26 protein-coding genes are annotated in these 23,851 nt (G+C 73.4%); 5 read left to right on the plus strand and 21 right to left on the minus strand.

Annotated elements, in window-relative coordinates; all coding sequences use genetic code 11:
• Positions 1-66: 66 nt before the first annotated feature.
• Entirely contained in the window at positions 67-651 is a 585-nt protein-coding gene (locus tag IAI59_RS19410) for a YajG family lipoprotein (protein WP_207416026.1), read from the minus strand.
• 18 nt (positions 652-669) lie between these two features.
• Complete coding sequence (locus tag IAI59_RS19415) at positions 670-1,989, minus strand: NAD(P)/FAD-dependent oxidoreductase (RefSeq protein WP_207416027.1); 1,320 nt, start codon at positions 1,987-1,989, stop codon at positions 670-672.
• 223 nt (positions 1,990-2,212) lie between these two features.
• Between IAI59_RS19415 and IAI59_RS19420 the strand changes: the two genes are divergently transcribed.
• A complete protein-coding gene (locus tag IAI59_RS19420; RefSeq protein ID WP_207416028.1) occupies positions 2,213-2,656 on the plus strand; it encodes a DMT family transporter in 444 nt (147 codons plus the stop codon).
• On the opposite strand, the gene fabG is transcribed toward IAI59_RS19420, so the two are convergent.
• Genes fabG through IAI59_RS19500 form a run of 16 tightly spaced genes read right to left on the minus strand, consistent with a single transcriptional unit; the run spans position 2,653 to position 16,517 of the window.
• Positions 2,653-3,372 carry a 3-oxoacyl-ACP reductase FabG gene (gene fabG / locus IAI59_RS19425; protein ID WP_207416029.1) on the minus strand — a complete coding sequence of 240 codons (720 nt, stop codon included), beginning with the start codon at positions 3,370-3,372 and terminating at the stop codon, positions 2,653-2,655. The two genes, IAI59_RS19420 and fabG, sit on opposite strands and share 4 nt — an antisense overlap.
• Positions 3,369-3,806, minus strand: a complete 438-nt coding sequence (locus tag IAI59_RS19430; RefSeq protein WP_207416030.1) for a hotdog family protein — start codon at positions 3,804-3,806, stop codon at positions 3,369-3,371. The genes fabG and IAI59_RS19430 overlap by 4 nt, the downstream gene beginning before the upstream one ends.
• Entirely contained in the window at positions 3,800-4,594 is a 795-nt protein-coding gene (locus IAI59_RS19435) for a beta-ketoacyl synthase chain length factor (RefSeq protein WP_207416031.1), read from the minus strand. The genes IAI59_RS19430 and IAI59_RS19435 overlap by 7 nt, the downstream gene beginning before the upstream one ends.
• Positions 4,591-5,784: a beta-ketoacyl-[acyl-carrier-protein] synthase family protein gene (locus IAI59_RS19440; protein ID WP_207416032.1), complete on the minus strand. Its 1,194-nt coding sequence runs from the start codon at positions 5,782-5,784 to the stop codon at positions 4,591-4,593. The genes IAI59_RS19435 and IAI59_RS19440 overlap by 4 nt, the downstream gene beginning before the upstream one ends.
• A gap of 8 nt (positions 5,785-5,792) precedes the next feature.
• A complete protein-coding gene (locus tag IAI59_RS19445) occupies positions 5,793-8,138 on the minus strand; it encodes an MMPL family transporter (RefSeq protein ID WP_207416033.1) in 2,346 nt (781 codons plus the stop codon).
• Complete coding sequence (locus IAI59_RS19450; protein WP_207416034.1) at positions 8,135-8,695, minus strand: outer membrane lipoprotein carrier protein LolA; 561 nt, start codon at positions 8,693-8,695, stop codon at positions 8,135-8,137. Before IAI59_RS19450 ends, IAI59_RS19445 begins: the two co-directional genes overlap by 4 nt.
• Complete coding sequence (locus IAI59_RS19455; RefSeq protein WP_207416035.1) at positions 8,692-9,603, minus strand: LpxL/LpxP family acyltransferase; 912 nt, start codon at positions 9,601-9,603, stop codon at positions 8,692-8,694. The genes IAI59_RS19450 and IAI59_RS19455 overlap by 4 nt, the downstream gene beginning before the upstream one ends.
• Entirely contained in the window at positions 9,600-9,887 is a 288-nt protein-coding gene (locus tag IAI59_RS23385) for an ApeI family dehydratase (RefSeq protein ID WP_207416036.1), read from the minus strand. The genes IAI59_RS19455 and IAI59_RS23385 overlap by 4 nt, the downstream gene beginning before the upstream one ends.
• A complete protein-coding gene (locus IAI59_RS19465) occupies positions 9,884-11,218 on the minus strand; it encodes an AMP-binding protein (RefSeq protein ID WP_207416037.1) in 1,335 nt (444 codons plus the stop codon). The genes IAI59_RS23385 and IAI59_RS19465 overlap by 4 nt, the downstream gene beginning before the upstream one ends.
• Positions 11,211-11,843: a hypothetical protein gene (locus IAI59_RS19470; protein ID WP_207416038.1), complete on the minus strand. Its 633-nt coding sequence runs from the start codon at positions 11,841-11,843 to the stop codon at positions 11,211-11,213. The genes IAI59_RS19465 and IAI59_RS19470 overlap by 8 nt, the downstream gene beginning before the upstream one ends.
• Entirely contained in the window at positions 11,840-12,106 is a 267-nt protein-coding gene (locus tag IAI59_RS19475) for a phosphopantetheine-binding protein (protein ID WP_207443890.1), read from the minus strand. The genes IAI59_RS19470 and IAI59_RS19475 overlap by 4 nt, the downstream gene beginning before the upstream one ends.
• Positions 12,103-13,401, minus strand: coding sequence for a cation:proton antiporter (locus IAI59_RS19480; protein WP_207416039.1), 1,299 nt, complete (start codon positions 13,399-13,401; stop codon positions 12,103-12,105). Before IAI59_RS19480 ends, IAI59_RS19475 begins: the two co-directional genes overlap by 4 nt.
• Positions 13,402-13,405: 4 nt before the next feature.
• Positions 13,406-14,257 (minus strand): MipA/OmpV family protein, encoded by an 852-nt coding sequence (locus IAI59_RS19485; RefSeq protein ID WP_207416040.1) that lies wholly within the window; start codon positions 14,255-14,257, stop codon positions 13,406-13,408.
• The gene (locus IAI59_RS19490; RefSeq protein WP_207416041.1) at positions 14,254-14,931 is read right to left on the minus strand and encodes a methyltransferase domain-containing protein; all 678 of its coding nucleotides are present in this window, start codon (positions 14,929-14,931) and stop codon (positions 14,254-14,256) included. Before IAI59_RS19490 ends, IAI59_RS19485 begins: the two co-directional genes overlap by 4 nt.
• A gap of 9 nt (positions 14,932-14,940) precedes the next feature.
• Positions 14,941-15,765 (minus strand): polysaccharide deacetylase family protein, encoded by an 825-nt coding sequence (locus IAI59_RS19495; RefSeq protein WP_207416042.1) that lies wholly within the window; start codon positions 15,763-15,765, stop codon positions 14,941-14,943.
• A gap of 5 nt (positions 15,766-15,770) precedes the next feature.
• Entirely contained in the window at positions 15,771-16,517 is a 747-nt protein-coding gene (locus IAI59_RS19500; protein WP_237181238.1) for a class I SAM-dependent methyltransferase, read from the minus strand.
• 179 nt (positions 16,518-16,696) lie between these two features.
• On the opposite strand from IAI59_RS19500, the gene IAI59_RS19505 reads away from it, so the two are divergent.
• The 4 genes from IAI59_RS19505 (at position 16,697) to IAI59_RS19520 (ending at position 20,155) form a co-directional block, all read left to right on the plus strand.
• Positions 16,697-17,497, plus strand: a complete 801-nt coding sequence (locus IAI59_RS19505) for a lysophospholipid acyltransferase family protein (protein ID WP_207416044.1) — start codon at positions 16,697-16,699, stop codon at positions 17,495-17,497.
• A 45-nt stretch (positions 17,498-17,542) separates the two neighbouring features.
• Positions 17,543-18,307 (plus strand): glycosyltransferase family 2 protein, encoded by a 765-nt coding sequence (locus tag IAI59_RS19510; RefSeq protein WP_207416045.1) that lies wholly within the window; start codon positions 17,543-17,545, stop codon positions 18,305-18,307.
• 157 nt (positions 18,308-18,464) lie between these two features.
• Positions 18,465-19,388: a LysR family transcriptional regulator gene (locus IAI59_RS19515; protein WP_207416046.1), complete on the plus strand. Its 924-nt coding sequence runs from the start codon at positions 18,465-18,467 to the stop codon at positions 19,386-19,388.
• Positions 19,385-20,155, plus strand: coding sequence for an enoyl-CoA hydratase/isomerase family protein (locus IAI59_RS19520; RefSeq protein WP_207416047.1), 771 nt, complete (start codon positions 19,385-19,387; stop codon positions 20,153-20,155). The genes IAI59_RS19515 and IAI59_RS19520 overlap by 4 nt, the downstream gene beginning before the upstream one ends.
• On the opposite strand, the gene IAI59_RS19525 is transcribed toward IAI59_RS19520, so the two are convergent.
• The 3 genes from IAI59_RS19525 to rocF form a co-directional block, all read right to left on the minus strand.
• Complete coding sequence (locus IAI59_RS19525; RefSeq protein ID WP_207416048.1) at positions 20,152-20,763, minus strand: cysteine hydrolase family protein; 612 nt, start codon at positions 20,761-20,763, stop codon at positions 20,152-20,154. The two genes, IAI59_RS19520 and IAI59_RS19525, sit on opposite strands and share 4 nt — an antisense overlap.
• 3 nt (positions 20,764-20,766) lie before the next feature.
• Positions 20,767-22,800: an NAD(+) synthase gene (locus tag IAI59_RS19530; protein ID WP_207416049.1), complete on the minus strand. Its 2,034-nt coding sequence runs from the start codon at positions 22,798-22,800 to the stop codon at positions 20,767-20,769.
• A gap of 72 nt (positions 22,801-22,872) precedes the next feature.
• Positions 22,873-23,847 (minus strand): arginase, encoded by a 975-nt coding sequence (gene rocF, locus IAI59_RS19535; protein WP_207416050.1) that lies wholly within the window; start codon positions 23,845-23,847, stop codon positions 22,873-22,875.
• Between the last annotated feature and the right edge of the window lie 4 nt (positions 23,848-23,851).

Here is a 23,851-nt window from a genome sequence, read left to right on the forward strand (position 1 = left end):
CGTTGCCGTCTCGGGCATCAGTGTGAAGCCGAACCGTTGCCTTGTCACCCGTTCCGTTGTTTGGAACTACCGCAGCGCGGCGGCGAAGTCCGGGCGGTTCAGCACGCGGTCCACCGCCTCGTTCATGGTGCTGAGCGCGATGGCCCGCAGGTCGTCCAGCGAGCCGAACACGCCGGCCGTCAGCGTGATGGCGCTGCCGCCCACCTGGTTGGCGCGCTCCTGCACCACCAGCACCGGCGGGCCGCCCGTCGCGGGGGCCAGGGAGACGCGGAACTCGACGGTCGCCTCACGGCGCGACAGCTGGTCCGACTTGAACTGCAGCACCTCGACCGACAGGGCATAGCGCCCGGTGCCCTGGGCCAGCATGCCGCGGGCGGCCAGGCCGTCGGTGAATGCGGCGCGCACCACCTCGGTCACCGGTCGGTCGGCCTCCAGTCGCTTGATCGGGTTGCCGAAGCCGCCGCGGATGGTGCCGATCCAGTTGGCGTCCTCGCGCCCGTCCTCGCGGCGGTCGGTGACGGCGGCCACCGTCACCACCGGGCGGCCGACCGCGACGGGCGTGGCGGTCGCGGAATAGGGCATGCTGACCTGGGTGGTGCCGCAGGCGGCGAGCCCCAGGCAAAGCAGGGAGGCGGCAAGCAGTCGGCGCATCGGGGCGGCTCCTCGGTGTCAGGCGGCGGTCGGGGTCTTGCGCAGCGTGCCGCCCCGCAGGCGGTAGCCCAGGCGGTGCGCCACGCTCAGCACGCCGTAGGTGGCCTTGAAGGCCAGCACGGGCAGCTGCCGGTTGGTGTTGGCGTGCACGTCCCCCGCCAACAGGCTCACCAGCCCGTCCCGCATGCGGAACCGGTTGGAGGGCTGCATGAACATGTCGCGCAGCACCGGCTGGTTGATGCGATAGATCAGCCACGACATGGAGCCGATGGCGCGCCGCACCTTGCGCTCGAAGGTGCGCATCGGCGCCGCGGCCTTGCGCGGGTCATCCAGCCAGGCATCCACCGCCTCTGCCCCCAGCTCGGCGCTCGCCATCGCCAGCATCACGCCGGACGAGAAGACGGGGTCGATGAAAGCGAAGGCGTCGCCCACCATCAGCCACCCGTCCCCCAGCATCTCCCTGGCGCGGTAGGAGTAGTTGCCGGTGGTGGTGACCTCGGACACCAGCTCCGCCCCGGCCATCCGGGCACGGATGGAGGGGCTGCGGTCCAGGCTGCTCAACAGGAACTCCGCCACGCCGCCCGAACGCGTCTTGAAGAATTCCGGCGTGGACACGATGCCGATGCTGGTCAGCCCGCCGGGCAGCGGGATCAGCCACGCCCAGCCCTGTTCCAGCAGGTGGATGGTGATGTTGCCTTCGTGGCATCCCTCGCAGGGGGTGACGCCGCGGAAGTGGCCGTACAAGGCGGCGGTGTTGTTGTCCGGGTTGCGCTGCTTGGCGCCCTGGCTGGTGGCCAGCAGCGTGTCGCGGCCCGAGGCATCCACCACGAAGCGCGCCAGCCAAGTGCGGGTGGCGCCGTCCGGCCCCCGCGCCGTGACGCGGGAGCCATGCACGGCGTCCAGCGCCACGTCCAGCACCCGCGTGCCTTCATGTGTCTCGACACCCTTGGCCGCCGCGTTGCGGAACAAGAGCTCGTCGAACTCCGCGCGCTTCACCTGATAGCTGTGGGTGTAGTTCTTGTTGATGCCGTCGGCGAAGGCGAAGGACACCTTCGCTCCGTGCTCGTCCGAAATAAAGGAGGCGCCGGGCTTGAACACGCCGAGCGCCCGCACCTGTTCCGCCACGCCCAGCTTCTCGAAGATGCGCAGGTTCTGCGGCAGCAGCGATTCGCCGATATGGAAGCGCGGATGCACCGCTTTTTCCACCATCACCACCTTGCGGCCGCGCGCCGCCAGCAGGGCGGCGGCCGTGGCGCCGGCGGGGCCACCGCCGATCACCAGCACGTCGCAGCGCTCGGCCAGGATGGCGGCCTCGGGGGTGGGGGCGTCCAGCGGCATCGGTTCCTCTCCCAGAACGATGCCGCCGTTTTAACGAAGGGAAGGCCCGCTCGGCAACCCGCGCGGGCCACCGGGGCAGGTGCCGGTCGCCGCCCGTCAAGGCGGGTGCCCCGGCCGGCATGGCCGATTTGCAACGTGCCTTGCCAAGCTGCGGCGGCCCGCCGGTGCAACGGCACCCGCCGCGCGGGTGTTCCCCCCGCAGCACCGGAGCCGGAAACACGCCATGCAATGGGTCCTGGTCGCCTTCGCCTTCGGGGCGGGCATCCTCAACACCGTCCAGAGCGGCAGCAACACCACCTTGCGGAAAGGTCTGGAGCAACCGTTGTGGAGTGTCGTGGTGGTCTTCGCCGTGGCGCTGGCCACGGCGCTGCTGGCCGCCGTGGTCAGCGGGCAGAAGCTGCCGCCGGGCGCCGGCGTCGCCGCGGTGCCCTGGTGGGGCTGGGTTGGCGGCGTGCTGGGCGCGATCTACGTCTTCAGCATGATGCTGATGGCGGAGAAGCTGGGGGCGGCGGTCTTCATGGGCCTGACGGTCACCGCCGCCGTCATCACCTCGCTGGTGATGGACCATTACGGGCTGCTGGGGTTCGAGGTCCGCGCCGCCGGCCTGGGCCGGGTGATTGGCGGGCTGCTGATGGTCGCGGGGCTCGGGCTGATCGCCTGGTTCTAGGCCATGCCGCCGTTGATCGAGATGGTCTGGCCGCTGATGTAGGCAGCGCGGTCGGAAGCCAGGAAGGCCACCAATTCCGCCACCTCCTCCGGCTTGCCGGCGCGCTTGGCGGGCACCATGCGGCTGATCTGCTCGCGCGTCATGACGGCCTCCACCGCCGGGCTCTCGATCACCCCCGGCGCCACCACGTTGGCCGTCACCCCGCGCGACGCGCATTCCATGGAGATCGACCGCACCGCCCCCGACAGACCCGCCTTGGCCGCCGCGTAGTTGGCCTGCCCCCGGTTGCCCATGATCGCGGACACGGAGGAGATGGCGACCACCCGCCCCCAGCGGGTGCCGATCATCGGCAGCAGCAGCGGCTGCGCCACGTGGAAGAAGCCGTTCAGCGAGACGTCGATCACGCCATGCCACTGCTTGGCGCTCATGCCGGCCATGGGCGCGTCGTCATGCGTGCCGGCGTTGTGCACCAGCACCTGGATGGGGCCGGATTCCAGCAGGGCATTCATCGCCGCATCGCAAATGGCGGCGTCCGTGACATCGAAGCTGACGGCCTCGGCGCTGCGGCCCGCCTCGCGCAGCGCATGCGCCTCGGCCTGCGCGCCGGCGATGTTGCGGTGGGCGTGCAGGATGACGTGCAGCCCCTCGGCAGCCAGCCTGCGGGCGATGGCGGTGCCGATCGGGCTGCCGCCGCCGGTGACCAGGGCGCGCTTCATGCGGAATGCTCCGGAATGATGATCGCCGCCTGCCCGGCCAGCAGCACGCGCCCCCCGGCGGCGACGGAAAAGCTGTAAACAAAGGAGCGCGCTTCCCGCGCCAGCGCCGTGGCCTCCACCAGCAGGTCCTCGGCCACGTCGTCCAGCCGCGTGGCCGCCAGCGACAGGTTGCGCAGGCTGGCCAGAAAGCCGGCGGGCTGCGGCTGCCCCTCGCCGCCGGTCAGGGCGCCATGCACCGCCATGGCCTGCAAGGCGTATTCCACGCCGCAGACCGCCGGCAGCAGCCCGTCCCGCCGCAACGGGTTGGCCACGTTCCGGTGGCCCGTGGCGGCGGCGCGGATGCTGTCGGCATCCCAGCCCGTCACGCGGTCCAGCAGGCACATGCTGCCGGCATGTGGCACCAGGGCGGCGATGCCGGCGTGGTCGATCAGCACGGCGCGACCTCGATGCTCACATGCCCTTCGTCCAACAGGGGTTGGACGATCGTGGCGGGCTTTCCGGCGGCCAGCGCCGCCAGCACCGGCAGGGCGCGCGCGGCCGGGTTGGCGGCGCCCAGCGCATTCCAGGGGGAAGGCGTTTCCGCCGCCGCGCCGGCCTGATGGCGCACGGTCAGCATCCCGCGCGTGCCGGCCACCGGCTCCGGCGTCAGCACGCAGGCCATGGCAAAGGGAAAGTCCACCTGGTGCAGCGGCCCCAGCGGCCCGGCCAGCGGCGCGTCATAGGCGCAGAACAGCACGGACACGCCTCGCCCGGCCACCTGCGCCGCCGCCTGCAGCAGGCCGAGCGGAAAGCTGTCCTGATGACAACCGAGGCTGATGGAGGGCTGCGTGGAATGCGCGCCGATGCCCCAGTACCCGGCGGCGGCGTTGTGCACCGAGTTGTGGAACTGCGTGGGCGAGACCTCGCCATCCTCGGCCGCCAAGCTGTCCAGGATGGCGCCGACCACCGCGCCGTCGCCGTTGGAGCTGCTGAACACCGTTTCTACCCTGTCCGGCGCCACGCCGGCGGCCTGCACCGCCGCGCCGGCGGCGGCCAGCGCCAGGCGCACCACCAGGCTGGTGCGGCGGCGTTCGGTCGGCGCCAGCAGGGCGGGCGGCGGGATCACCGGGGCCGCGTCTTGCCAAGACTGGCGCCCGGCCAGCACCGGCTCGGCGTCCGCCCAGCTCGGCAGTCCCGGGCCGAGCAGCGCCAGCCCGCCCACGAAGCAGCGCGCGCCGCTCACGCGCCCAGCACCAGGCTGCAGTTGCTGCCGCCGAAGCCGAAGGAGTTGCTCAGCACACGCCGCACCGGCAAGGCGCGGTTGGCGGTCGCGACATCGGCGCGGAACTCCGGGTCCACGGTTTCGACACCCAGGCACCCCGGCACCAGCCCGTCCTCCATGCAGATCAAGGCAATGACGACTTCCAGCGCTCCGGAAGCACCCAGCGTGTGGCCCGTGAAACCCTTGGTGGAGGAACACGGCACCGTGGCGCCGAACAGGTGAAACACCGCGCGGTCCTCCATGGCGTCGTTGGCGCGGGTGCCGGTGCCGTGCAGGTTGATGTAGTCGATGTCCTCCGGCGCCAGCCCCGCGGCCAGCAGCGCGGCGCGCATGGCGGACACGGCGCCGAGCCCATCCGGATGCGGCGAGGACATGTGGTGCCCGTCGCTGCTGGCGCCGGCGCCCAGCAGCCGCGCCGTGCCGGGCGGCGCGTCCGCCACCCGCGTCAGCAGCGCGAAGCCAGCGGCCTCGCCCACCGTGATGCCGTCGCGGTCCGCGCTGCAGGGCCGCGTCGGGCCGGGGGCGAGCAGGGCCAGGGAGCCGAAGCCTTCCACCGTCATGCGGCACAGCGTGTCCACGCCGCCGACCAGCGCCGCGTCGCACAGCCCGGCACGGATCATCGTCGCCGCTTCCAGAAAGGCACGGGCGCCGGAGGTGCAGGCGGTGGAAATGGTCAGCGCCGGGCCGGACAGCCCGAGGCGCGCCCGCAGATAGCGCGGCAGCGAAAACAGGTCATGTGTGGCGGCGAAGTCGAAATCCCCCGGCAGCGCTTCCTGCCCCTCGGGGCGGCGGCGATAAGCGGCCTCGGTTTCGGCGATGCCCGAGGTGCTGGTGCCCATGACAATGGCGATGCGCGCCGCGCCAAAGCGCGCGCGGGCCTGCTCGATGGCCGCGAGAAAGCCGTCCTGCCGCAGGGCCAGCTCCGCCAGCCGGTTGTTGCGGCAGTCGAAGCGCGCGAGCCCCTCCGGCAACGCCACTCCGTCCACCCCCGGCACGCGGCCGGTGAAGGGGGCGGGGCGGTCTTCCGGCGGGGCGGCGCTGATGCCGCCGCGCCGGGCGTGCAGCGCGGCGCGGGTGGCGGCAATGCCCGTGCCCATGGCGCTGGTGGCGGTGCAGGCGGCGATGGCGAGCGGCGTGAAGGCTTCGGTCATGTGGGGCATCAGGTGGGGGTGTCCGGGGCGGCCGCAACGGTGTCGCCGGCCCGGGGGCGGGGGGCCAGCGACAGCGCGAGCAGAAAGGCGGCGACCACGCCGATGGCCACCGTCAGCCCGATGCCGCGCATCACCGGCGTGGCGCAGAAGGCTAGCAGCCCGAAGGTCAGCAGCGTGGTCATGGTGCAGTTGAACACGGCGCCCAGGGTTTGCTGCGCCTCGCGCGCATGCTGGCGCGCGGCGGTGCCGAGAAACAGGGCGTAGTCCATGCCCACCCCGGCCGCCAGCAGCAGAGCCGCCAAATGAAACGGCGTCAGCCGCAGCTGCAGCAGCGTCAGCACCGCCACCACCACCACCAGCGCGCCCGCGATCGGCGCGGCCGTCCAAAGCGCCGCCCCCGGCCCGCGCCGCAGCCCGAAGGCCAGCAGCACCAGCACCCCCAGCCCGCCGACGGCACACCACAGCAGCGCCTGCCGCGTTGCCTCGGTCACCACGCCGGTCGTCTCGGCCTTTACGTCCACCCACAGGATGGCGGGATCGCGCAGCCCGTCCAGCGCGAGGCGCAGCGCGGCGTCGTCCTTCAAGCCCTGCGGGATCACCAGCCCCCGCCACCCGTCCGGCCCGGACGACAGCAACGGCCCCAGCCGCGCCGCCAGGGTCGGCAGTCGTGGCAGGTCGGCGACCGTCAGGGGTGGCAACGCACGGCTCGCCGCCACGGCCAGCAGAAAGCGGTCAAAGGCCGCCGGGCGGAACGGCAGCCCCTCGGCGGCGACGGTCAGATTGGCGCGCAGGGTCGCGTCGTCCGGCAATGCCGCCTGGCGGGCGCGCTGGGTGGCGGCAGGCGGCAGAAAGCGCGCCGGGCTGTCGAAGCCGGCCAACGTGCCGGCCGACACCAGCGGCGCCAGCGCCCGCTGCACCGCCTCCGCCTTTTGCAGGACCGCGTCGGCATCCGGCGCCGTGATCGCGATCAGCCCGCGCACGTCGGGGGCGCCGAGCTGGGCGCGCAGCTCTTCGTCCAGCCGCAGCTGCGCGGCGGGCACGGGGCTCAGGCGGGCGAGGTCGTCTTCCCAGTGCGGGCCACCCAGCGCCAGCAGCACCACGCCGGCCAGCGGCACCGCCAGGGCGATGGCGCGGCGGCCGCGCAGCCATTCCAGCCCGCGCGAAAACGGCGCCGGCAGCGGGCGCGGCCGGATGGCGGCACCCGGCAGCAGCCGCGGCAGCACCCACAGCGTCACCGCCACGCCGACCAGCAGCCCTGCCGCGCCGAACAGCCCCAGTTGCTGCAGGATGGGAAAGCCCGAGGCCACCATGCCCGTCAGCCCCAATGCCGCGGCGGCGGCGGCGAGCAGCAGCGTCGGGCGGATGCGCCGGGCCGTAGCCGCCAGCGCCTCCCCCTCGCCGCGCTGCGTCACCAGCAGCAGCGGGTAATCCACCACCACGCCCAGCATGCACATGCCAAAGCCCAGCGCCGCGCCATGCACCGCGCCGAACACCAGCCCCACCGCCGCCATGCCCGCCAGCGTGCCCGCCGCCAGCGGCACAGCCACGGCGAACAGCATCAGCACGGAGCGGTAGCGCAGCCACAGAAAGCCCAGGATCAGCAGGCCGGACAGCAGCGAGATCATTTCCACGTCGGCGCGGATCGCCGCCGCCGCCTCGGCGCCGAACACGCCGGGGCCGCTGAGCAGCAGCCGCGCGCCGCCCGGCGTGCTGGAAGCGAAGGCGGCGCGAAAGGCTTCCACCGCCGCCGCCTGCGCCGCCGTGTCCAGCCCCGAGGCGTTGCTGCGCGCCACGATCAGCGCGCGGGGATGCTCCGCGTCGTCGGCGAACCAGGCGCCGGCGGCCATGCGCACGCGGCTTTGCCCCAGCCAGCCGCGCAGCAGGTCGAAAAAGGCGCCCGGCGGGTCCGCGAAGCCGAACTGCGCCAGCAGCGGCGAGGCGGAGGACCGCAGCCCTTCCAGCAGCGCGCCGAGCTTGGCGCGCAGGGTGGCGGCATCGAAGGCCGCCGGGGCCAGCAGGTAGCGGTGGGCGAAGATCAGGTCCCGCTCCGCTTCCGAAAGGTCGAACGCCCCGTTGCCGACGAAGCTGAAGCGGCCGGACTGGCGCAAGGCATCGCCCACCGCGCGGCTGATGCGCGCCAGCTCCGGCTCCGGCGCGCCCTCGATGCCCGCCAGCAGCAGCGTGGTGGCGGCGCCGGAACGCAGCTCGCGCAGCAGGAATTCCGCGGCAGGGGTGCGGCCGGGGGGCAGCAGGTCCGTCATCTCGGCACGGATCGGCACGGCGCGGAACAGCGCCAGCCCCACCAGCGCCAGCAGCAGCAGGGCCGCCAGCACGCGGAACGCGGCGGTCCTCACGGCGCGGGGGTGATCTTCAGGCGGGTGATGCCGTCGTTGCCACGGGTTTCCACCTGCCGCACCTGGCCGCCGGTGCCGTAGATGTCCACCTGCTGCAGCACGGCGCGGATGCGGATGGACAGGGGCGTCATCACCATGTGCCAGCCCTCGCCTTCCGGCGAGAAGGACAGATCGTAGTAGCGCCGCAGGGTCGCCGCATCGCCCGCCAGGGTGGCGCGGATCGCCTCGATGAAGGGGCGGATCTCGGGCGACTGGTCCAGGCTCAGCTCCTGGCGGATGTTCTGCGCCGGGCGAGCCAGCAGCAGCCGGTCGCCTTCCACGCGCAGGGTTTCCTCCGCCGGCCAGGTGGTGTGCTTTTCCAGCCGGTCGGGCGCCTGCCAGGACAGCGTGCCGGTGGACGGCAGCGGGCTGCTCAGCTCGGGGATCGACTTTTCCTCGCTGAAGGTGGCGCGGCTGCTCGGCGTCGCGGCCAGGGCGCGCATGGTGCCTTCCAGCGTCGCCTGCGCCAGGGCGGGCGTGGCGAGTGCGAGCAGCATGGCCGTCAGCAGGGCTTTCATCGCGCGTCCATCTCGTCCCAGAAGTCGAAGAAGTTGAACCAGTTGTCGGGGTAGCGCCGGGCGATCCGCTCCAGCCGCGCGGCGTAGTCGCGGGCCACCGCCTCCAGCTGCGCCTGCCGTTCCCGCCGGTCCAGCGCGATGCGCTCGGCGAAGGGCACGAAATGCACCTCGTAGCGACGCTTGCCGGTCCACACGCCGAAGGCCATCATCACCGGCGCGCCCAGCACGCCGGCCAGGATGTGCGGCCCCAGCGGAAAGGCCGCGTCCTCGCCCAGGAACGGCAGCCGCACCACCTTGTCGGTGCCGGGCGTGCGGTCGGCCAGGATGCCCACCAGCCCGCCGCGCCCCAGCGCCTCCGCCGCGCGCAGCATGGCGTCTGGCTGGCCGAGCGGGATCACCGTTTCGGTTTGCGGGTTGCGGCCGTGGCGCGCGCCCCATTCGGCAAAGAACTCGGCGGACTTGGTGGCGTTCTGCGTGTGCATCAGCGACACCACCTCCACCGGGCAGCCGGTGTCGGCCACCGCGTGCATGGCGTTGAAGCTGCCAATGTGCGCGCCCAGCAGGATGCAGCCGCCGCCGCGCGCGATCCGCTCGTTCAGCAGGTCCAGCCCTTCGATCCGCAGGTCGTAGCCTGTCCGCTGGCCGTCCAACAGGAACAGCCGGTCGAGGATGGTGGCGGCGAACACCAGGAACGGCTGGAACACCTCGCGCGTCGTGGGCGCGCGGCCCCGCGCGCGGCGCTGGAAGCGCCGCATGGCACGGCGCTGCAGCGGCGAGGTCACGAAGAAATAGCCGGCGATCGGCCACAGCAGCGCGAAGCCGACGCCATAGCCCATGCGGGTGACGATCCAGGCCATCAGCCGCAGCGCCGCCGTGCTGCCGCGTTCTTTCTGCCGGGTCCAGGTCAAGGGCGGGCTTCGGCCTCGCCGGACAGCGCCAGCACGCCGTCGCACAGGCAGCGAAAGCCGATGCGGCCGGGCGCCGGGCTGCTCAGCACGATCTCCACCGGCCGCCCCGGCAGCACCGGCGCCAGGAACTTGGCATGGCGCAGCCGCACCACCGCGCCGTGCCCGGCGGCGCCGATGGCCTGGAACACCGCGTCCAGCACCGTCACGCCCGGCGCCAGCGGGCGGCCGGGAAAGTGGCCCGCCAGGCAGGGATGGTCCGGCGGCATGGACCAGGGCGCGCTCATTCCACCACCGCCTGGTGCTTCAGCGCGTCCAGCGCGGCGCGGGTCAACTTGCCCATGGCGTTGCGCGGCAGCGCCGCCACCCGCACCACGCGGCGCGGCAGGAACACCGGGTCCATCTGCCCGCGCAGCGCCGCCAGCACCTCCGCCCCCGTGCGGCCCGGCGCCACGGCATAGACCGCCAGCCGCGCGGCCGGGTTGCTGTCCAGGTCGTCGGGTGCCACGAACACCCCGTCCTCGACGCCCGGCACCCGCAGCAGGATGCGGTTCAGGCTGCCCAGCGAGGCGCGCTTGCCGCCAAGCTTCACCATATCCGCCCGCCGCCCCAGCAGGCGGAAGCCACCGTCGGCGCGGAACTCCACGGCATCCGCCAGCGGCACTGGGGCCGGCATGCCGGGCACGTCCACCAACGTGTCCTCGCCCGCCGGGCGCAGCCGGACGCCGTCGTAGGGCGCCCAGAACTCGCCCGCCGTGGTCCGCCGGCTGGCGATGGAGCCGACTTCCGTCGCGCCGTAGATTTCGCGCACCGCCGTGTCCCAGCCCTGCTCGCAGCTGGCGGCCAGCTCCGGCGCCAGCGGCGCGGTGGCCGACACCACGCCCGCCAGCTCCGGCAGCGCCTCTCCCGAGCCAAGGAGCGCGCGCATCTGCAGCGGCGTGGTCACCAGCAGGCGCGGCGCGGGGGCGGCGCGCAGCGCTTCCGCCACCTCCACCGGGTAGAACCAGGGGCCGGACTGGCTGGCGGTGGCCGCGTGCAGCGGCAGCGCCAGCGTCAGCTCGAAGCCATACATGTGCTGCGGCGGCACGGTGGCCACCACCGTGGTCACCGCCGGGCCCCGCAGGCCGAAGCGGGCCGCCGCCGCCCGCGTCGCCCCGACCAGCGCTCCCCAGGGCTTGGGATGCGCCGCCGGCTCGCCCGTGCTGCCGGAGGTGAAGCCGATGATGGCGGTGCGTTCCAGCGGGATCTCCGGCACCGGTCCGCCGTCGCCCCGGCCGGCGGCGGCGACGATCAGCGCACCCTCGGGCGGGGTCCAGCCCGGTTCCGCGTGGTCGGCCATCACGTACAGCGCGGGATAGCCGGCGGCGATCTCGCGCTGCCGCCGCTCGCTGCGGTCGGCCGACAACAGCATCACCTGCCCGCGCGACAGCGCCGCCGCCAGCCCGAGCAGCGCGTGGTAACGGTCGGCGCACAGGTTCAGCACGTATTCGCTGTCCGGCAGCACGGCGGCCAGCGCCGCCACGTCGGCCAGAAAGCGCCCGACCGTGATGGCCTCCGCGCCGCGGCGGAAGATCACCTCGCCGGGGGCGCGGTCGGTCAGCGGGGCGGTGTCAGGCATGGTGGCGGGCCGTGTGGGCGGCGACCACGGCGCGCAGCGTGCGGGCCGGCGTGGCCCCGCCCAGGCGCGGGAAGCGCCGGCTGCGCACCGCATGCTCGCCCAGAAACACCCCCAGCATCAGCGCGAAGGTCGCGGCCATCACCGGCACTGGCGGCAGTCCGAGCCCGGCCAGCAGCACCGCATGCAGCGGTGCCAGCGCCAGAAACAGCAGCGCCCAGAGCCGCGTCAGGCCGCGGGTATAGCCGGCGCTTTCGGCGGGGTCGGACGCGGGGTCGAAGCGGTCGTAGCGGGCGATCAGCGGCTCCCGCCCCGGGCGCAGCGTGGCGCCGAAATGCGCGGCCATGGCGAGGTCGGCCAACACAGGCAGCAGCAGCGCCAGGCGGCTGGCCGCACCGGGCCAGTGCCAGCAGGCGGCGAACACCAGGACCAGCGCCAGCGCCAGGCCGCAACGCGCGCGCAGCGCCAGCCGCTGCCCCAGCGCGAAGGCCAGCGCCGCCAGCCCCAGCAGCGCCGCCAGCCCCGGCCGCCCGGCGGCGCGGCAGGCCAGGGCGCCACCCGCGAAGGGCAGCGCCGGCGCCAGGCGCAGCCACAGCAGCCGACGCAGCCCGGCGCCGCCCGAGGTCACTTGACGCGGTTCTTCTCGATATGCGCGGCCAGGCTGCGCAGAGAAGCGAAGATCTGCCCGTTGTGCTCGTCATCCGAGCGGAGCTGAAAGCCGTAGCGGCGCGACACCGCCAGGGCGATCTCCAGCGCGTCGATGGAATCCAGGCCCAGCCCTTCGCCGAACAGCGGTGCCTCCGGGTCGATCTCTCCGGCCAAAACCTCCAGGTGAAGCGCCTCCACGATCAGGGCGGCGACTTCGGGCTCGATGCCCAGTGCAGTGCTCAACGTCTTTCTCCCCCGGCCGTCCCAGCCTGACCGTCACCGTCAGCATAGACGCTCCCGCCGCGTGCCACCAATCCCGCATGCGGCAAGCTGCGCCAGGGCCGCAGCGCGAGCCGCAGCAGGGGCGCGGTGGCCAGGGTGCAGACCACCGCCATGGCGACCAGCGCCGAGAACACCGGCGCGCCGATCAGCCCCGCGTCCAGCAACACCGCCAGCACCACCACCTCCATCAGCCCCTTGGTCTGCATCAGCGCGCCGAGCGCCAGGGCCTCGGGCCAGGGCTCGCCGGCGGCGCGGGCGGGCAGCGCCGTGCCGGCCACCTTGCCCAGCACGGTGGCCAGCGTCACCAGCGCCAGCATGCCGAGAAAGGCGCCCGAGCCGGGATCGATGGTCGCGCGCAGCCCGGTGGACACAAAGAAGAACGGCAGCAGCACGGCGGCCGTCAGCGGCTCGATCCGCGCCAGCAGTGCCACGCGCCAGGCCGCCGGCATGGCCACGCCCGCCCCGAAGGCACCGATGATCAGCCCGAGGTCGATCGCCTCGGCCAAGGCGGCCGAGGCGAAGGCGGTGCCCAGCGCCGCCACCAGCACGGTGTCGGGCCCCACGGAACGGGCGGCCAGCCGCGCCAGCAGCGGCCGCGCCACCAGCGCCATGGCGGCGATCCAGGCCAGTGATAGCGCGGCCACCAGCAGCGAATGCGCCGCACTGCCGCGCGCCAGCGCCAGCAGCGCGGCGATGGCGAGCCACAGCGCCATGTCGTTCAACGCGGCCAGCGCCAGGGCCGTCTGCCCCAGGCGGCCCTGGATCATGTTCAGCTCGCGCAGGATGGCCGCCAGCACCGGCAGTGCCGTGACGGCCACGCAGATGGCCACCGAGATGGCGAAGCCCACCCGGTCGCCGCGTGCCCCCATCGCTTCCGGCCAGGCAGCGGCGATCCAGAAGCCGGCACCGAGGCCGAGCAGCAGCGGCAGGCCCATGCTGCCCGCCGCCATGGGGCCGAGCCGCCGGGCGCTGTCGCGCAGCCCCGCGGTGTCGAGGTGCAGGCCGGAACAGAACACGTAGAGCGCCACGCCGATGCCCGACAGGCCGTTCAGCGCGCTGAGCACCCAGGGTGAGAACACAGCGGCCGAGGCTTCCGGCGCCAGCCGCCCGAACAGCGTGGGACCCAGCAGCAGGCCCGCCACGATCTGCACCACCGCGAGCGGCGCCACGCGGCGGATGGCCGGCACGCGCCACAGGAGCCAGGGCCCGACCACCAGCAGCAAGGTGACCAGCAGCAGCGCGGTCTTTGGCGTCATCGGCTCAATCAAACGGGCTGGAGGTGGAGGCGACCGTGGCCTCGGACCGATACAGCGACCAGGAAAAGCCCAGCGCCACGCTGGTGTTCCAGTTGCGCCTGAACAGCGGGCTGCTGTCGTTGGTGGCGCCGTGGAAGCTTTCCAGCCGCCCGCCGGCGACCAGTGCCACCCGCTCCGTCAAGGGCAGGCGGTAGGAGAACTGCAGCCGCGTGCCGAGGTAGCCGCCCTCGGCGTCATAGGCGGGGCGCCCGGGGCGGACGTAGCGGGGCTCCACCTCGTAGAAGTAATCCATCAGCCGCCCCGTGGCGAAGACCGGGCCCAGCCCGACGCGCAGCCGCGCCCCGGGCCGCCCCACCCCCAGGCGCTCCAGGGCAAGCTCCGGCGAGGCGGTGAAGCCACGGAAATGCACCGACGTCAGGTCGGACGAGAAGACCGCCCGCACCGGCAGTTCCAGGTTCAGCCGTTGCGGGGCCGTGTCGTCCCGCCACAGCGTCAGTCGCAGCGAGGGCCCGACCCCGCCCTGCCAGTCCAGGTCCGGCATGCCGCGCCGCGCGTCGTTGTCTTCCGAGCGTGACGGAAAGGCACCGGAAAAGCTGAGGTCCAGCCCCAGCGCCTCGCCGTCGTAGAAGCGGCTGCGCACGCCCCGGTCGTCGCTGCGCAGGATCTCGCCCCGATAGATCAGGAACGGCACCGCGATGCCCTGGACATGGTTCTGCCCGGCGGCGGGGTAATCCGGCAGCCAGCCGCCGCCGCCGCCAATGCCGGCTTCCAGCTTCGGCTGGCGCGCCTCCGGCTGCTGCGCCAGCGCCGGGGCCGGGGCGAGCGCGGCCAGCAGCATGATGATCCGGACCCTCATGCGGCGCGCCTTTCAGCTAGAACAAGGACGTTGGGCAGCGGCGTGCCGCCCCAGCACGGCGTGGCGGTAACCAGGAACCCCTGCCCTTCCAGCAGCGCGCGCAGCGCCGGCAAGGGCATGGGGCGGATTGCCGCCCGCCGCGCGTCGCCGCGCAGGGCGCGGTTCAGCCATTCCATGACGTGGCCGACGGTGCTGCGCCAGCCGGCGTCGGGGTCGAAGGCGCGGATCACCAGCCGCCGGCGGGCGGCGTCGCCGGCCCGGCGCAGCAGGTCGCGCTGCTCGGCTTCCGGCAGCTGGTACAGCACGTCCACCAGCAAGGCGGTGTCGCATGACGGCAGCCGCCCCTGCGCCAGATCGGCCACCGCGAAGCGTGCGGGCAGGCCGGCGGCGGCGGCCTCGGCTTCGCGCAGCTTGGGGCCATCGCGGTCCAGCGCCAGCACGGAGCGCGCGCCGCCGGCCAGCAGCAGCGCCAAGCCGAGCTGCCCGCGCCCGCAGCCCAGATCCGCCACCATGCCAAAGCCGCCCGGCCGCGCCGCCAGCGCCAGGATGGCGGCGTTGGCCGGGTCGCGCCTCAGCTTGGAGGCGACATACCAGCGGGTGTGGCGCGATGCGCCGGTGTAGCGCGCCGTCACGGCGCGAATCAGGCCCGAAAGATCGCTGCGCGGCGGCTGCATGGCCTGCTGTTAAGCTTTCGGACGCGCCCCGGCAAGCCGCTCCGGCGGCGGCAGCGGCACGGCGCGCAGCCCCGCCGCGCGCAGCTGGCACAGCAGCGCCGGCAGCACCGCCCGCAGCGGCGCCGTGCCATCCGGCGCCGGGCGCCAGGTGCCGTCGTGCAGCAGCAGCACGTCGCCCGCCGCGGTGCCGCGCAGCCGGTGCAGGATGCGCGCCGGGTCGGCCAGCGCGCCATCGGCGCCACGCCGCGTCCAGGAAGCATGGTGCAGCCCCAGCCCGGCCAGCACCGGGTCCAGCAGCGGGCTGCGCAGCCCCACCGGCGGGCGGAACCAGCGCGGGGCGGCCCCGGCCTGTTCCAGGCTGCGCTGGGCCAGCAGCACCTGCCGCCGCTGCCCGGCCATGCCCAGCGCGGCGAAATGCAGGGGGTGGTCCTGCGTGTGGTTTTCCACCGTGTGGCCGCCGTCCAGGATGGCACGTACCAGCGCCGGGTGCCGCGCCGCGCGGTGGCCGATCAGAAAGAACGAGGCCCGCGCCCCCGCCTCGGCCAGCCGCGCCAGCACCCAGGGGGTCATCGCCGGGTCGGGGCCATCGTCAAAGGTCAGCGCCACCTCGCCCCGCGCCGCCTGGGCGGGCGGCAGGCGCCGCAGGTTGGGGCCGAGCAGGGCGGAGCGCGGCAGCATGCCGGCCGCGCTCAGCACCGCGTGGTTCAGCGCCAGCAGCCCGAGCATCCAGGGCCAGGTGGCGGGCGCCAGCAGCGCCGCCACGCCGGCGCCCGCGTGCAGGCCGGCGGAAAAGCGGATCGCCGGGGCGGGCGACCAGCGCCGCGCGTCGGGCACGCCGGTCAGCGCGTCGCGGCGTAGGCGCGGAAGATGCCGACCGAGGTTTCGCAGCCCACGTCGCGGAAGCCGGCCTGCCCCAGGTGGCGCAGAATGGTGTCCGCCGGCACGCAGGCCTCGATGGTGTCCCAGTAGTACTGCATCAGCGTGCCGGCACGCGGCGCCGTCAGCCGGCACAGCGCCGGCACCACGCGGCCGAGGTAGAATCGGGCGAAGCGCAGCGCCCGCGCGCTGTCCGGCCGGCCGATCTCCAGCAGCAGCACCCGCCCGCCCGGCCGCAGCACGCGGCGGTATTCCGCGAAGGCCACCGACAGGTCGGCCACGTGGCGCAGCGCGTAGCCCATGGTCAGCATGTCCACGCTGCCGTTTGGCAAGGGAATGGCCTCCGCCCGGCCCTGCAACAGCGGCGCGCCGGTCGCGCGCGCTTCGGCCAGCATGCCGGCGCTGGGGTCCAGCCCCATCACGGTGCCGCCGGGGCCCACGATGCGCAGCGCTTCGCGCGTCACCAGCCCGGTGCCGCAGGCCACGTCCAGCACGGTCATGCCGGGCCGCAGCCCGGCGCGGGCCAGGGCCTGGCGGCGGTACCAGGCGCCGGTGCCCAGCGAGAAGACGCTGTTGATGCGGTCGTATTGCGGCGCGGTGTCGTCGAACAGCCGCCGCACGAAGCCCGCGCGCTCCGCGCTGCCGGCATAATAGCCGGACAGGTCGGGGTGCGGTGCGGCGGGGGCGTCCTGCGGCAGGCGTGCGGTCACGGCGGCGTCTCCCTCGCGCGACGGTTGTGGCAGTGGCAGCGATAGACCGCCCGGGGCGGACTCGGCTAGGCCGGGCTGGCCGCTTCTTTCGCCCATGCTCCTGCTGTAAGCTGCCCGCCAGGGAGAGATGCCTGCCAGCCGACATGCCGACCCACCCCCATGCGCCGAGGCCGGGCGACATGCCCCGGCCCCGCGACCAGACCTGGCCCGGCACGCCCTGGCCCCGGGGGCTCCGGGCGCGGCTGCGCCATGCCGGGCGGGGCGCGCTGTTCTACGTGCTCTTGCTGGGCTTCGCGCTGCTGTGCCTGGGCTGGAGCCTGCCGGCCGCGCTGCTGGCCCGGCTGCTGCCGGCGGCGGCCGGCGCCCCGCTGGGGCAGCGCGCCATCGGCCGGGGGTTCCGCCTTTACCTGTCCACCCTGCGCGCGACAGGCATGCTCCGCTGCGACCTGTCGGCGCTGCAAGGGCTGCGCGACGAGCCGGGACTGGTGATCGCGCCCAACCACCCCTCGCTGCTGGACGCGGTGCTGCTGACCTCCTGCCTGCCGCGGGCGGTGTGCATCGCTAAGTCCGCTATCTGGGACAATCCGCTGCTGGGCGGCGGCATGCGGCTGGCCGCCTATGTGCGCAACGACGCGCCACTGCCGATGATCCGCGACGCCGCGGCCGCCTTGCGCGCCGGCCGGCAGGTGGTGATCTTTCCGGAAGGCACCCGCACGCCGCGCGGCAGCACGCTCGGCCCGGTCAGCCGCTCCTTCGCGCTGATGGCGCGGCAGGCCGGGGCGCCGGTGCAGACCGTGATCATCGAGACCGATTCGCCCTACCTCCGCAAGGGCTGGTCGCCGTTCCGCCGGCCGCCGCTGCCGCTGCGCTTCACGGTGCGGCTGGGGCAGCGGTTTTCCCCCGGCGCAGGCGGCGACGCGCGGCAGCTGAGCGAGGCCGTGGAGCAGCACCTGCGGCAGAGCCTCGGCGGACCCAGCTAGGCCGTGGCATTTCGCCAAGCCCGAATCCCCCCTAGAACCCGTCCGATGACCGACCGCTCCGCCACGCATCTCGTGCTGATCCCGTCCTTCAACAGCGGCCCGCTGGTGCTGAGCACGGTGCGCGGCGCGCGCGCGGCCTGGAGCCCGGTATGGGTGGTGGTGGATGGCAGCACGGACGGCACCGGCGCCGCGCTGCAGGCCATGGCGGCCGGGGACCCGGGGCTGCGGGTGATGTTGTTACCCCGCAACCAGGGCAAGGGCGCCGCCGTGCTGCACGGGCTGGAGGCCGCCGCCGCCGCCGGCTTCACCCACGCGCTGACCATGGATGCCGACGGCCAGCACCCGGCCGACCGCATCGCCGAGTTCATGGCGCTGTCCGCCGCGGAGCCGGCCGCCATGGTGCTGGGCGAGCCGATCTTCGGGCCCGAGGCCCCGCTGGCCCGGGTGCGCGGGCGCCGGCTGTCCAATGCCTGCGCCAACCTGGAAACCCTGTGGGCGGGCATCGGCGATTCTCTGTTCGGCTTCCGCGTTTATCCCGTGGCGCCGCTGCTGGCGGTGATGCGCGCCCACCGGTGGATGCGCCGCTACGACTTCGATGCCGAGGCGGCGGTGCGGCTCGCCTGGCGGGGCGTGCCGGCGCGCAACGTGCGCGTGCCGGTGCGCTACCTGAAGGCCGAGGACGGCGGCGTGTCGCATTTCCACTACGTGCGCGACAACATCCTCCTGAGCTGGATGCACCTGCGCCTTGGCGCCGGTTTCCTAGCCCGCCTGCCCCGCCTCGTGCGGGCCCGCGCGGGGGCGGAGCGCTGAGCTGCGGGCAAACTTCCCGTCTGGCGTAAATCTTTGTCATCAAAAGGAAAATCACGGCGCGACGTCAGTCCGGCGGGCGCATTCGGCGCTGGACAATGCCGCTGCGATGCGGCGTCATCCCGCCGAACGACGAACCCGCGTCGGGGGGGACCTGCCGTTGAACTCGCTCGCCGACCTGCAGATGTTCCTGAGCGTCGCCGGGGCGGAGAACTTTTCCGCCGCCGCGCGCCAGCTGGGGCTGCCACCGTCCTCCGTGTCGCGCCGCATCGGTGCCATCGAGCAGCGGCTCGGCGTCGCGTTGTTTCGCCGCACCACGCGGGACGTGACGCTGACCGACGCGGGCACCGCCTACAGCCAATCGGTCGGGCGCATCCTGGCGGAGCTGCAGGCGGCCGAGATCGCCATCGCGCGCTTTGCCGGGCAAATGCCTGGAACGTTGAAGGTTGAGGTCTGGCCCGGCATCGGCACCTGGCTGCTGGGGCCCTTGCTGCCGCGCTTTCTGGAAGAAAACCCGGAGGTGCAGATCCAGCTGGAGCACCAGCCGGCGCGGGAGCCGGCCGATGCGCTGGCGGCGGGCGCCGACATCATCATCCGCTACGGGCTGGCCAAGCCGGCCTCGCTGGCGCTGCGCCGGCTGCTGACCACGCGGCAGGGCCTGTACGCCGCGCCGCGCTACCTGGAGCGGCACGGCGTGCCCGCCTCGCCGGACGCCCTGCAGGCGCACAACTGCCTGTTGCTGCAGCCGGAAGCGGAGCCGGAACGCTGGCGCTTCCGCCGCGGCGATTATGACCGTAGCCTGCAGCCGGCGGGCACGCTGCGCAGCAATGACCCGGCCAGCCTGCAGGAAGCGCTGGCGGCCGGCCTCGGGCTCGCCGTGCTGCACGAATGGGCGGCGACCGGCGCGCTGCGCCAGGGCGTGGTCCAGCGCGTGCTGCCGGAATATGAGGTGACCACGATGGAAAGCTTCGAGATGCATATCAGCGCGCTTTACGCCGCCGGCCCCAAGGCGGCGCGCAAGGCACGGCCCTTTCTCGACTTCCTGGCCACCGCCCTGGGCGAGGCGGGCGAGCCCGCGGCGTGAGCGCCGCCCTGCCGGAAGGCCAGCCGCCCCTGCTGCGGCTGGACGGCCCGCGCGCCACCATCACGCTGCGCCGGCCGCGCCACCACAACCGGCTGGAGCCGGGCGACCTCGCCGTGCTGTTGCCGATGCTGCAGCAGCTGCGCGACGCCCCGGGGCTGCGCGTGCTGGTGCTGACGGGCACGGGGGCCTCCTTCAGCTCTGGCTTCCACATCGGCGCCTTTGGCGAAAGCTCCGGCGCCCCGGCGCTGGACACGGTGGTGGACGCGCTGGAAGCCCTGCCCGTGCCGAGCATCTGCGCCCTGAACGGCAGCGTCTACGGCGGCGCGACCGACCTGGCGCTGGCCTGCGACTTCCGCATCGGCGTGGAGGGCATGAAGCTGGTGATGCCGGCGGCGCGGCTGGGGCTGCACTACTACCCCAGCGGCCTGCGCCGCTTTGTCAGCCGCCTCGGCCTCGGCGCCGCCAAGAAACTGTTTCTCGCCGCCGAGCCGATGGATACCGCCGCGCTGCTCGGCTGCGGCTACCTGGACGAGGCGGTGCCGGCCGCGGCGCTGGACGCGCGGGTGGCGGCATTGGCCGCGCAGATCGCCGCCCTGGCGCCCCTGGCGGTGCGCGGCATGAAGGCGGCGCTGAACGACATCGCGTGCGGCGCGGCCGACGATGCCCTGATCGCCGCGCGGGCCGCCGGGGTTGCGGCGTCCGCCGACTTCGGGGAAGGCCGCCGCGCCTGGGCGGAAAAGCGCGCGCCGGCGTTCCAGGGACGCTAGCGCCACATCTCCAGGATATGCGCGACGGAGGCGACCTCCACCTGCCGGCCGTAGCGGTGCCGGTACAGGTCCAGCAGCGCGTCGTGCATGGCGTCGGACGATGAGCACATGGCGTCGCGCGGCAGCACCACGCGGTAGCCAAAATCCACCGCCCCCAGCACGGCGGCCAGCACGCAGACGTCGGTTTCCGCCCCGCTGATCACCAGTGTGTCCACGCCCGCGTCGCGCAGGCCGCGGTCCAGCCCGGTGCCGATCCAGGGCGAATACACCGCCTTGTCCACCACCCTGGCCGGCGGCGCGAAGCGCAGCAGCCCCGGCACCAGCTCCACCGCCTCGGGCGGCAGGGCCTCCAGCGTCATTTGCGGCCAGTGGCGGTAGTAATCCGCCCAGGTGCCTCGCCCCTCGCCCGGCCTGGCGGCGGGAATGAAGCGGGTGAAGACGGTGCGGGAGGGATGCGCCTCCACCAGCTGCACCACCAGCGGCAGCACCCGCGGCATCCAGGGCGTGAACCAGTCCGAGCCCTGGGAAAACAGGTTCTGCATGTCGATGCACAGGTGCACGCAGTTCGGACCCAGGGGCTTTTGCAGCGGGCGGTCGGGCGCGGACATGGTTCAGGACTCCGGCACGTTGCGGCGCAGCTCTTCGATCCAGGCGGTGGCCGTGCCGTCCGACGGCGCGCGCCAGTCGCCGCGCGGCGACAACGACCCGCCGGCCGCCACCTTGGGCCCGTTCGGCATGGCCGAGCGCTTGAACTGGCTGAAGCCGAAGAAGCGCGCCAGGAACACCTCCAGCCAGTGGCGGATGGTGGCGAGGTCGTATTCCGGCCGCATGTCTTCCGGAAAGCCGGCGGGCCAGCGGCCGCGCGAGGCGTCGCTCCAGGCGCGCCAGGCTAGGAACGCGGTCTTGGACGGGCGGAAGCCGTAGCGCAGCGTGTGGAACAGGTTGAAGTCCTGCAGCGCGTAGGGGCCGATCTTCTGCTCGGTGCTCTGCAGCGCCTGGCCTTCGGCCGGGATCAGTTCGGGTGAGATCTCGGTGCCCAGGATGGACAGCAGGATGGAACCCACCGCCTTGTCGAACTGCTCCGACGCCACCACCCAGCGGATCAGGTGCTGGATCAGCGTCTTGGGCACGCCGCTGTTGACGTTGTAGTGCGACATCTGGTCGCCCACGCCATAGGTGCACCAGCCCAGCGCCAGCTCCGACAGGTCACCGGTGCCCAGCACCATGCCGCCGTGCAGGTTGGCGGCGCGGAACAGGTAGTCGGTGCGCAGCCCGGCCTGCACGTTCTCGAAGGTCACGTCGTAGACCGGCTCGCCCCGGCCGAAGGGATGGCCGAGGTCCTTGAGCATCTGCGTGGCGGCGGGGCGGATGTCCAGCTCGCTGGCGGCAACGCCGAGGCTGTCCATCAGCGCATGGGCGTTGGTGCGGGTGCCGGCGCTGGTGCCGAAGCCTGGCATGGTGAAGGCCACGATGTCCGTGCGCGGCCGGCCGAGCTGGTCCATCGCCTTGGCGGCGACGATCAGCGCCTGGGTGGAATCCAGGCCCCCGGACACGCCGATGACGATCTTGCCGCGCGTCGAGCGCAGCCGCTGCACCAGCCCCGACACCTGGATGTTGTAGGCCTCGTAGCAATCCTGGTGCAGCCGCGCCGGGTCGGCGGGCACGAAGGGGAAACGCTCCACCGGGCGCTCCAGCCCCAGGTCCTCGTCCGGCGGGTCCAGGCGGAAGCGGGCGGTGCGGAAGCCGCCGGTGCCGGCGATGCGGCGGTTGTCATCGAAGGTGCCCTGCCGCGCGCGCTCCTGCCGCAGCAGGTCCAGGTCCACGTCGGCCAGCACGGCCTGGCCCTCGGCGGGAAAGCGCTCGCTTTCCGCCAGCGCCACGCCGTTCTCGAAGACCGAGAGCTGGCCGTCCCAGGCCAGGTCCGTGGTGGATTCACCGGCGCCGGCCGCGGCGTAGACATAGGCGGCGAGGCAGCGCGCCGACTGCGCCTGGGCCAGCAGCTTGCGCGTGTCGGCCTTGCCGACGGTGATGTTGCTGGCGGACAGGTTGGCCAGCACCACGGCCCCGGCCAGCGCACCGAAGCCGCTGGGCGGCACCGGCACCCAAAGGTCCTCGCACACCTCGGCATGCACGACCAGTCCGGGCAGGTCCTCGGCGGCGAACAGCTGGTCGGGGCCGAAGGGCACGTCCTGCCCCGCCACGCGGATGCTCTGGCCCTCGGTGCCGGCGCCGCTGGCGAAGTGCCGGCGCTCGTAGAACTCGCGGTAGTTGGGCAGGTGCACCTTGGGCACCACGCCCAGCAGCCGGCCGCCCTGGATGGCCAGCGCCGTGTTGTACACCCGGCCCGCGTGGCGCAGCGGCGCGCCGACCAGCAGCAGCGGCCGCAGGGACGCGGATTTCGTCACGATGCGCCCCACCGCATCCTCCACCGCATCCAGCAGCACGTCCTGCAGCAGCAGGTCGTCGATGGCGTAGCCGGACAGGCACAGTTCCGGAAACACGGCCACCGCCGCGCCCCGCGCGTGCACGTCACGCGCGGCCTCTAGGATAGCCGTGGCGTTGGCCGCCGGGTCGGCGAGCTGCACGCGGGTGGTGCAGGCGGCAACGCGGGCGAAACCGTGGCGGTAAAGCGAAGCGAAAGTCATGTGAGGCACCCGCCGGCGTTTGTGTTTTGCATGTTTCAAGCCCCATGGCGGGGCAAGGTTGCCACAGGCGCCCTAGAAGGCGCGCATCCGCACCGGCGGGCGGTCCAACACGGTGCGGCCGAACAGGCTGGCCACCAGCTCCACCAGCAACCGCGCGGAGCGGCCGCGCTCGTCCAGGAACGGGTTCAGCTCGACGATGTCCAGCGAGCCGAGCAGGCCGGAATCGCACAGCATCTCCATGATCAGGTGCGCTTCCCGGTAGGTGGCGCCGCCGGGCACGGTGGTGCCGACGCCGGGCGCCAGCGAGGGGTCCAGCATGTCCACGTCCAGGCTGACATGCAGGTGCACGCCGCGCCGCTGCCAGTCCTCGATCATCGCGCGCATCGGCGCGGCGACCCCTTCCTCGTCGATCGCGCGCATGTCGATGCAGCGCACGCCGCGCGCCTGCACGTTGCGCCGCTCCTCCGTGTCGATGGAACGCAGGCCGATGATGGACACCGCGCCCGGGGTCAGCGGCGCCAGCGGGCGGTCCGGCAACAGGGGCTGCAAGCTGGGCTCGCCGGCCAGAAACGCCAGCGACATGCCGTGCATGTTGCGCGACGGCGTGGTGGCCGGCGTGTTGAAATCCGCATGCGCGTCGATCCACAGCACCGCCAATTCCCGCCCCGCCTCGCGGCAATGGCGGGCGATGCCGCTGACGCTGCCCATGGACAGCGCGTGGTCGCCGCCCAGGAAGATCGGCAGCCGGCCGGCGGCGGCCAGCCGGTGCGCATGGTCATGGATGTCCCGCGTCCAGCCCGCCACCTCCTCCAGGTTCAGGCAGCGCGCGGCGTCCGCCGCCGCCAGCGCCACGGGTTGCGGTGAGGGAGCCGAAAGGTCGCCCGCGTCCTCCACCTCGTGGCCCAGCTCGCGCAGCAGCCCGGCCAGCCCCGCGATGCGCAGCGCGTCCGGCCCCATGCGCGCCCCGGGCACGTGGGTGCCCGCGTCCATGGGGATGCCCAGCAGAGTGGTGCGGCGCGGGGCGGGGCCGTTCTCGGAATCGGTCATGCGG

The organism is Roseomonas haemaphysalidis, from assembly GCF_017355405.1.
GTDB classification, from domain to species: domain Bacteria; phylum Pseudomonadota; class Alphaproteobacteria; order Acetobacterales; family Acetobacteraceae; genus Pseudoroseomonas; species Pseudoroseomonas haemaphysalidis.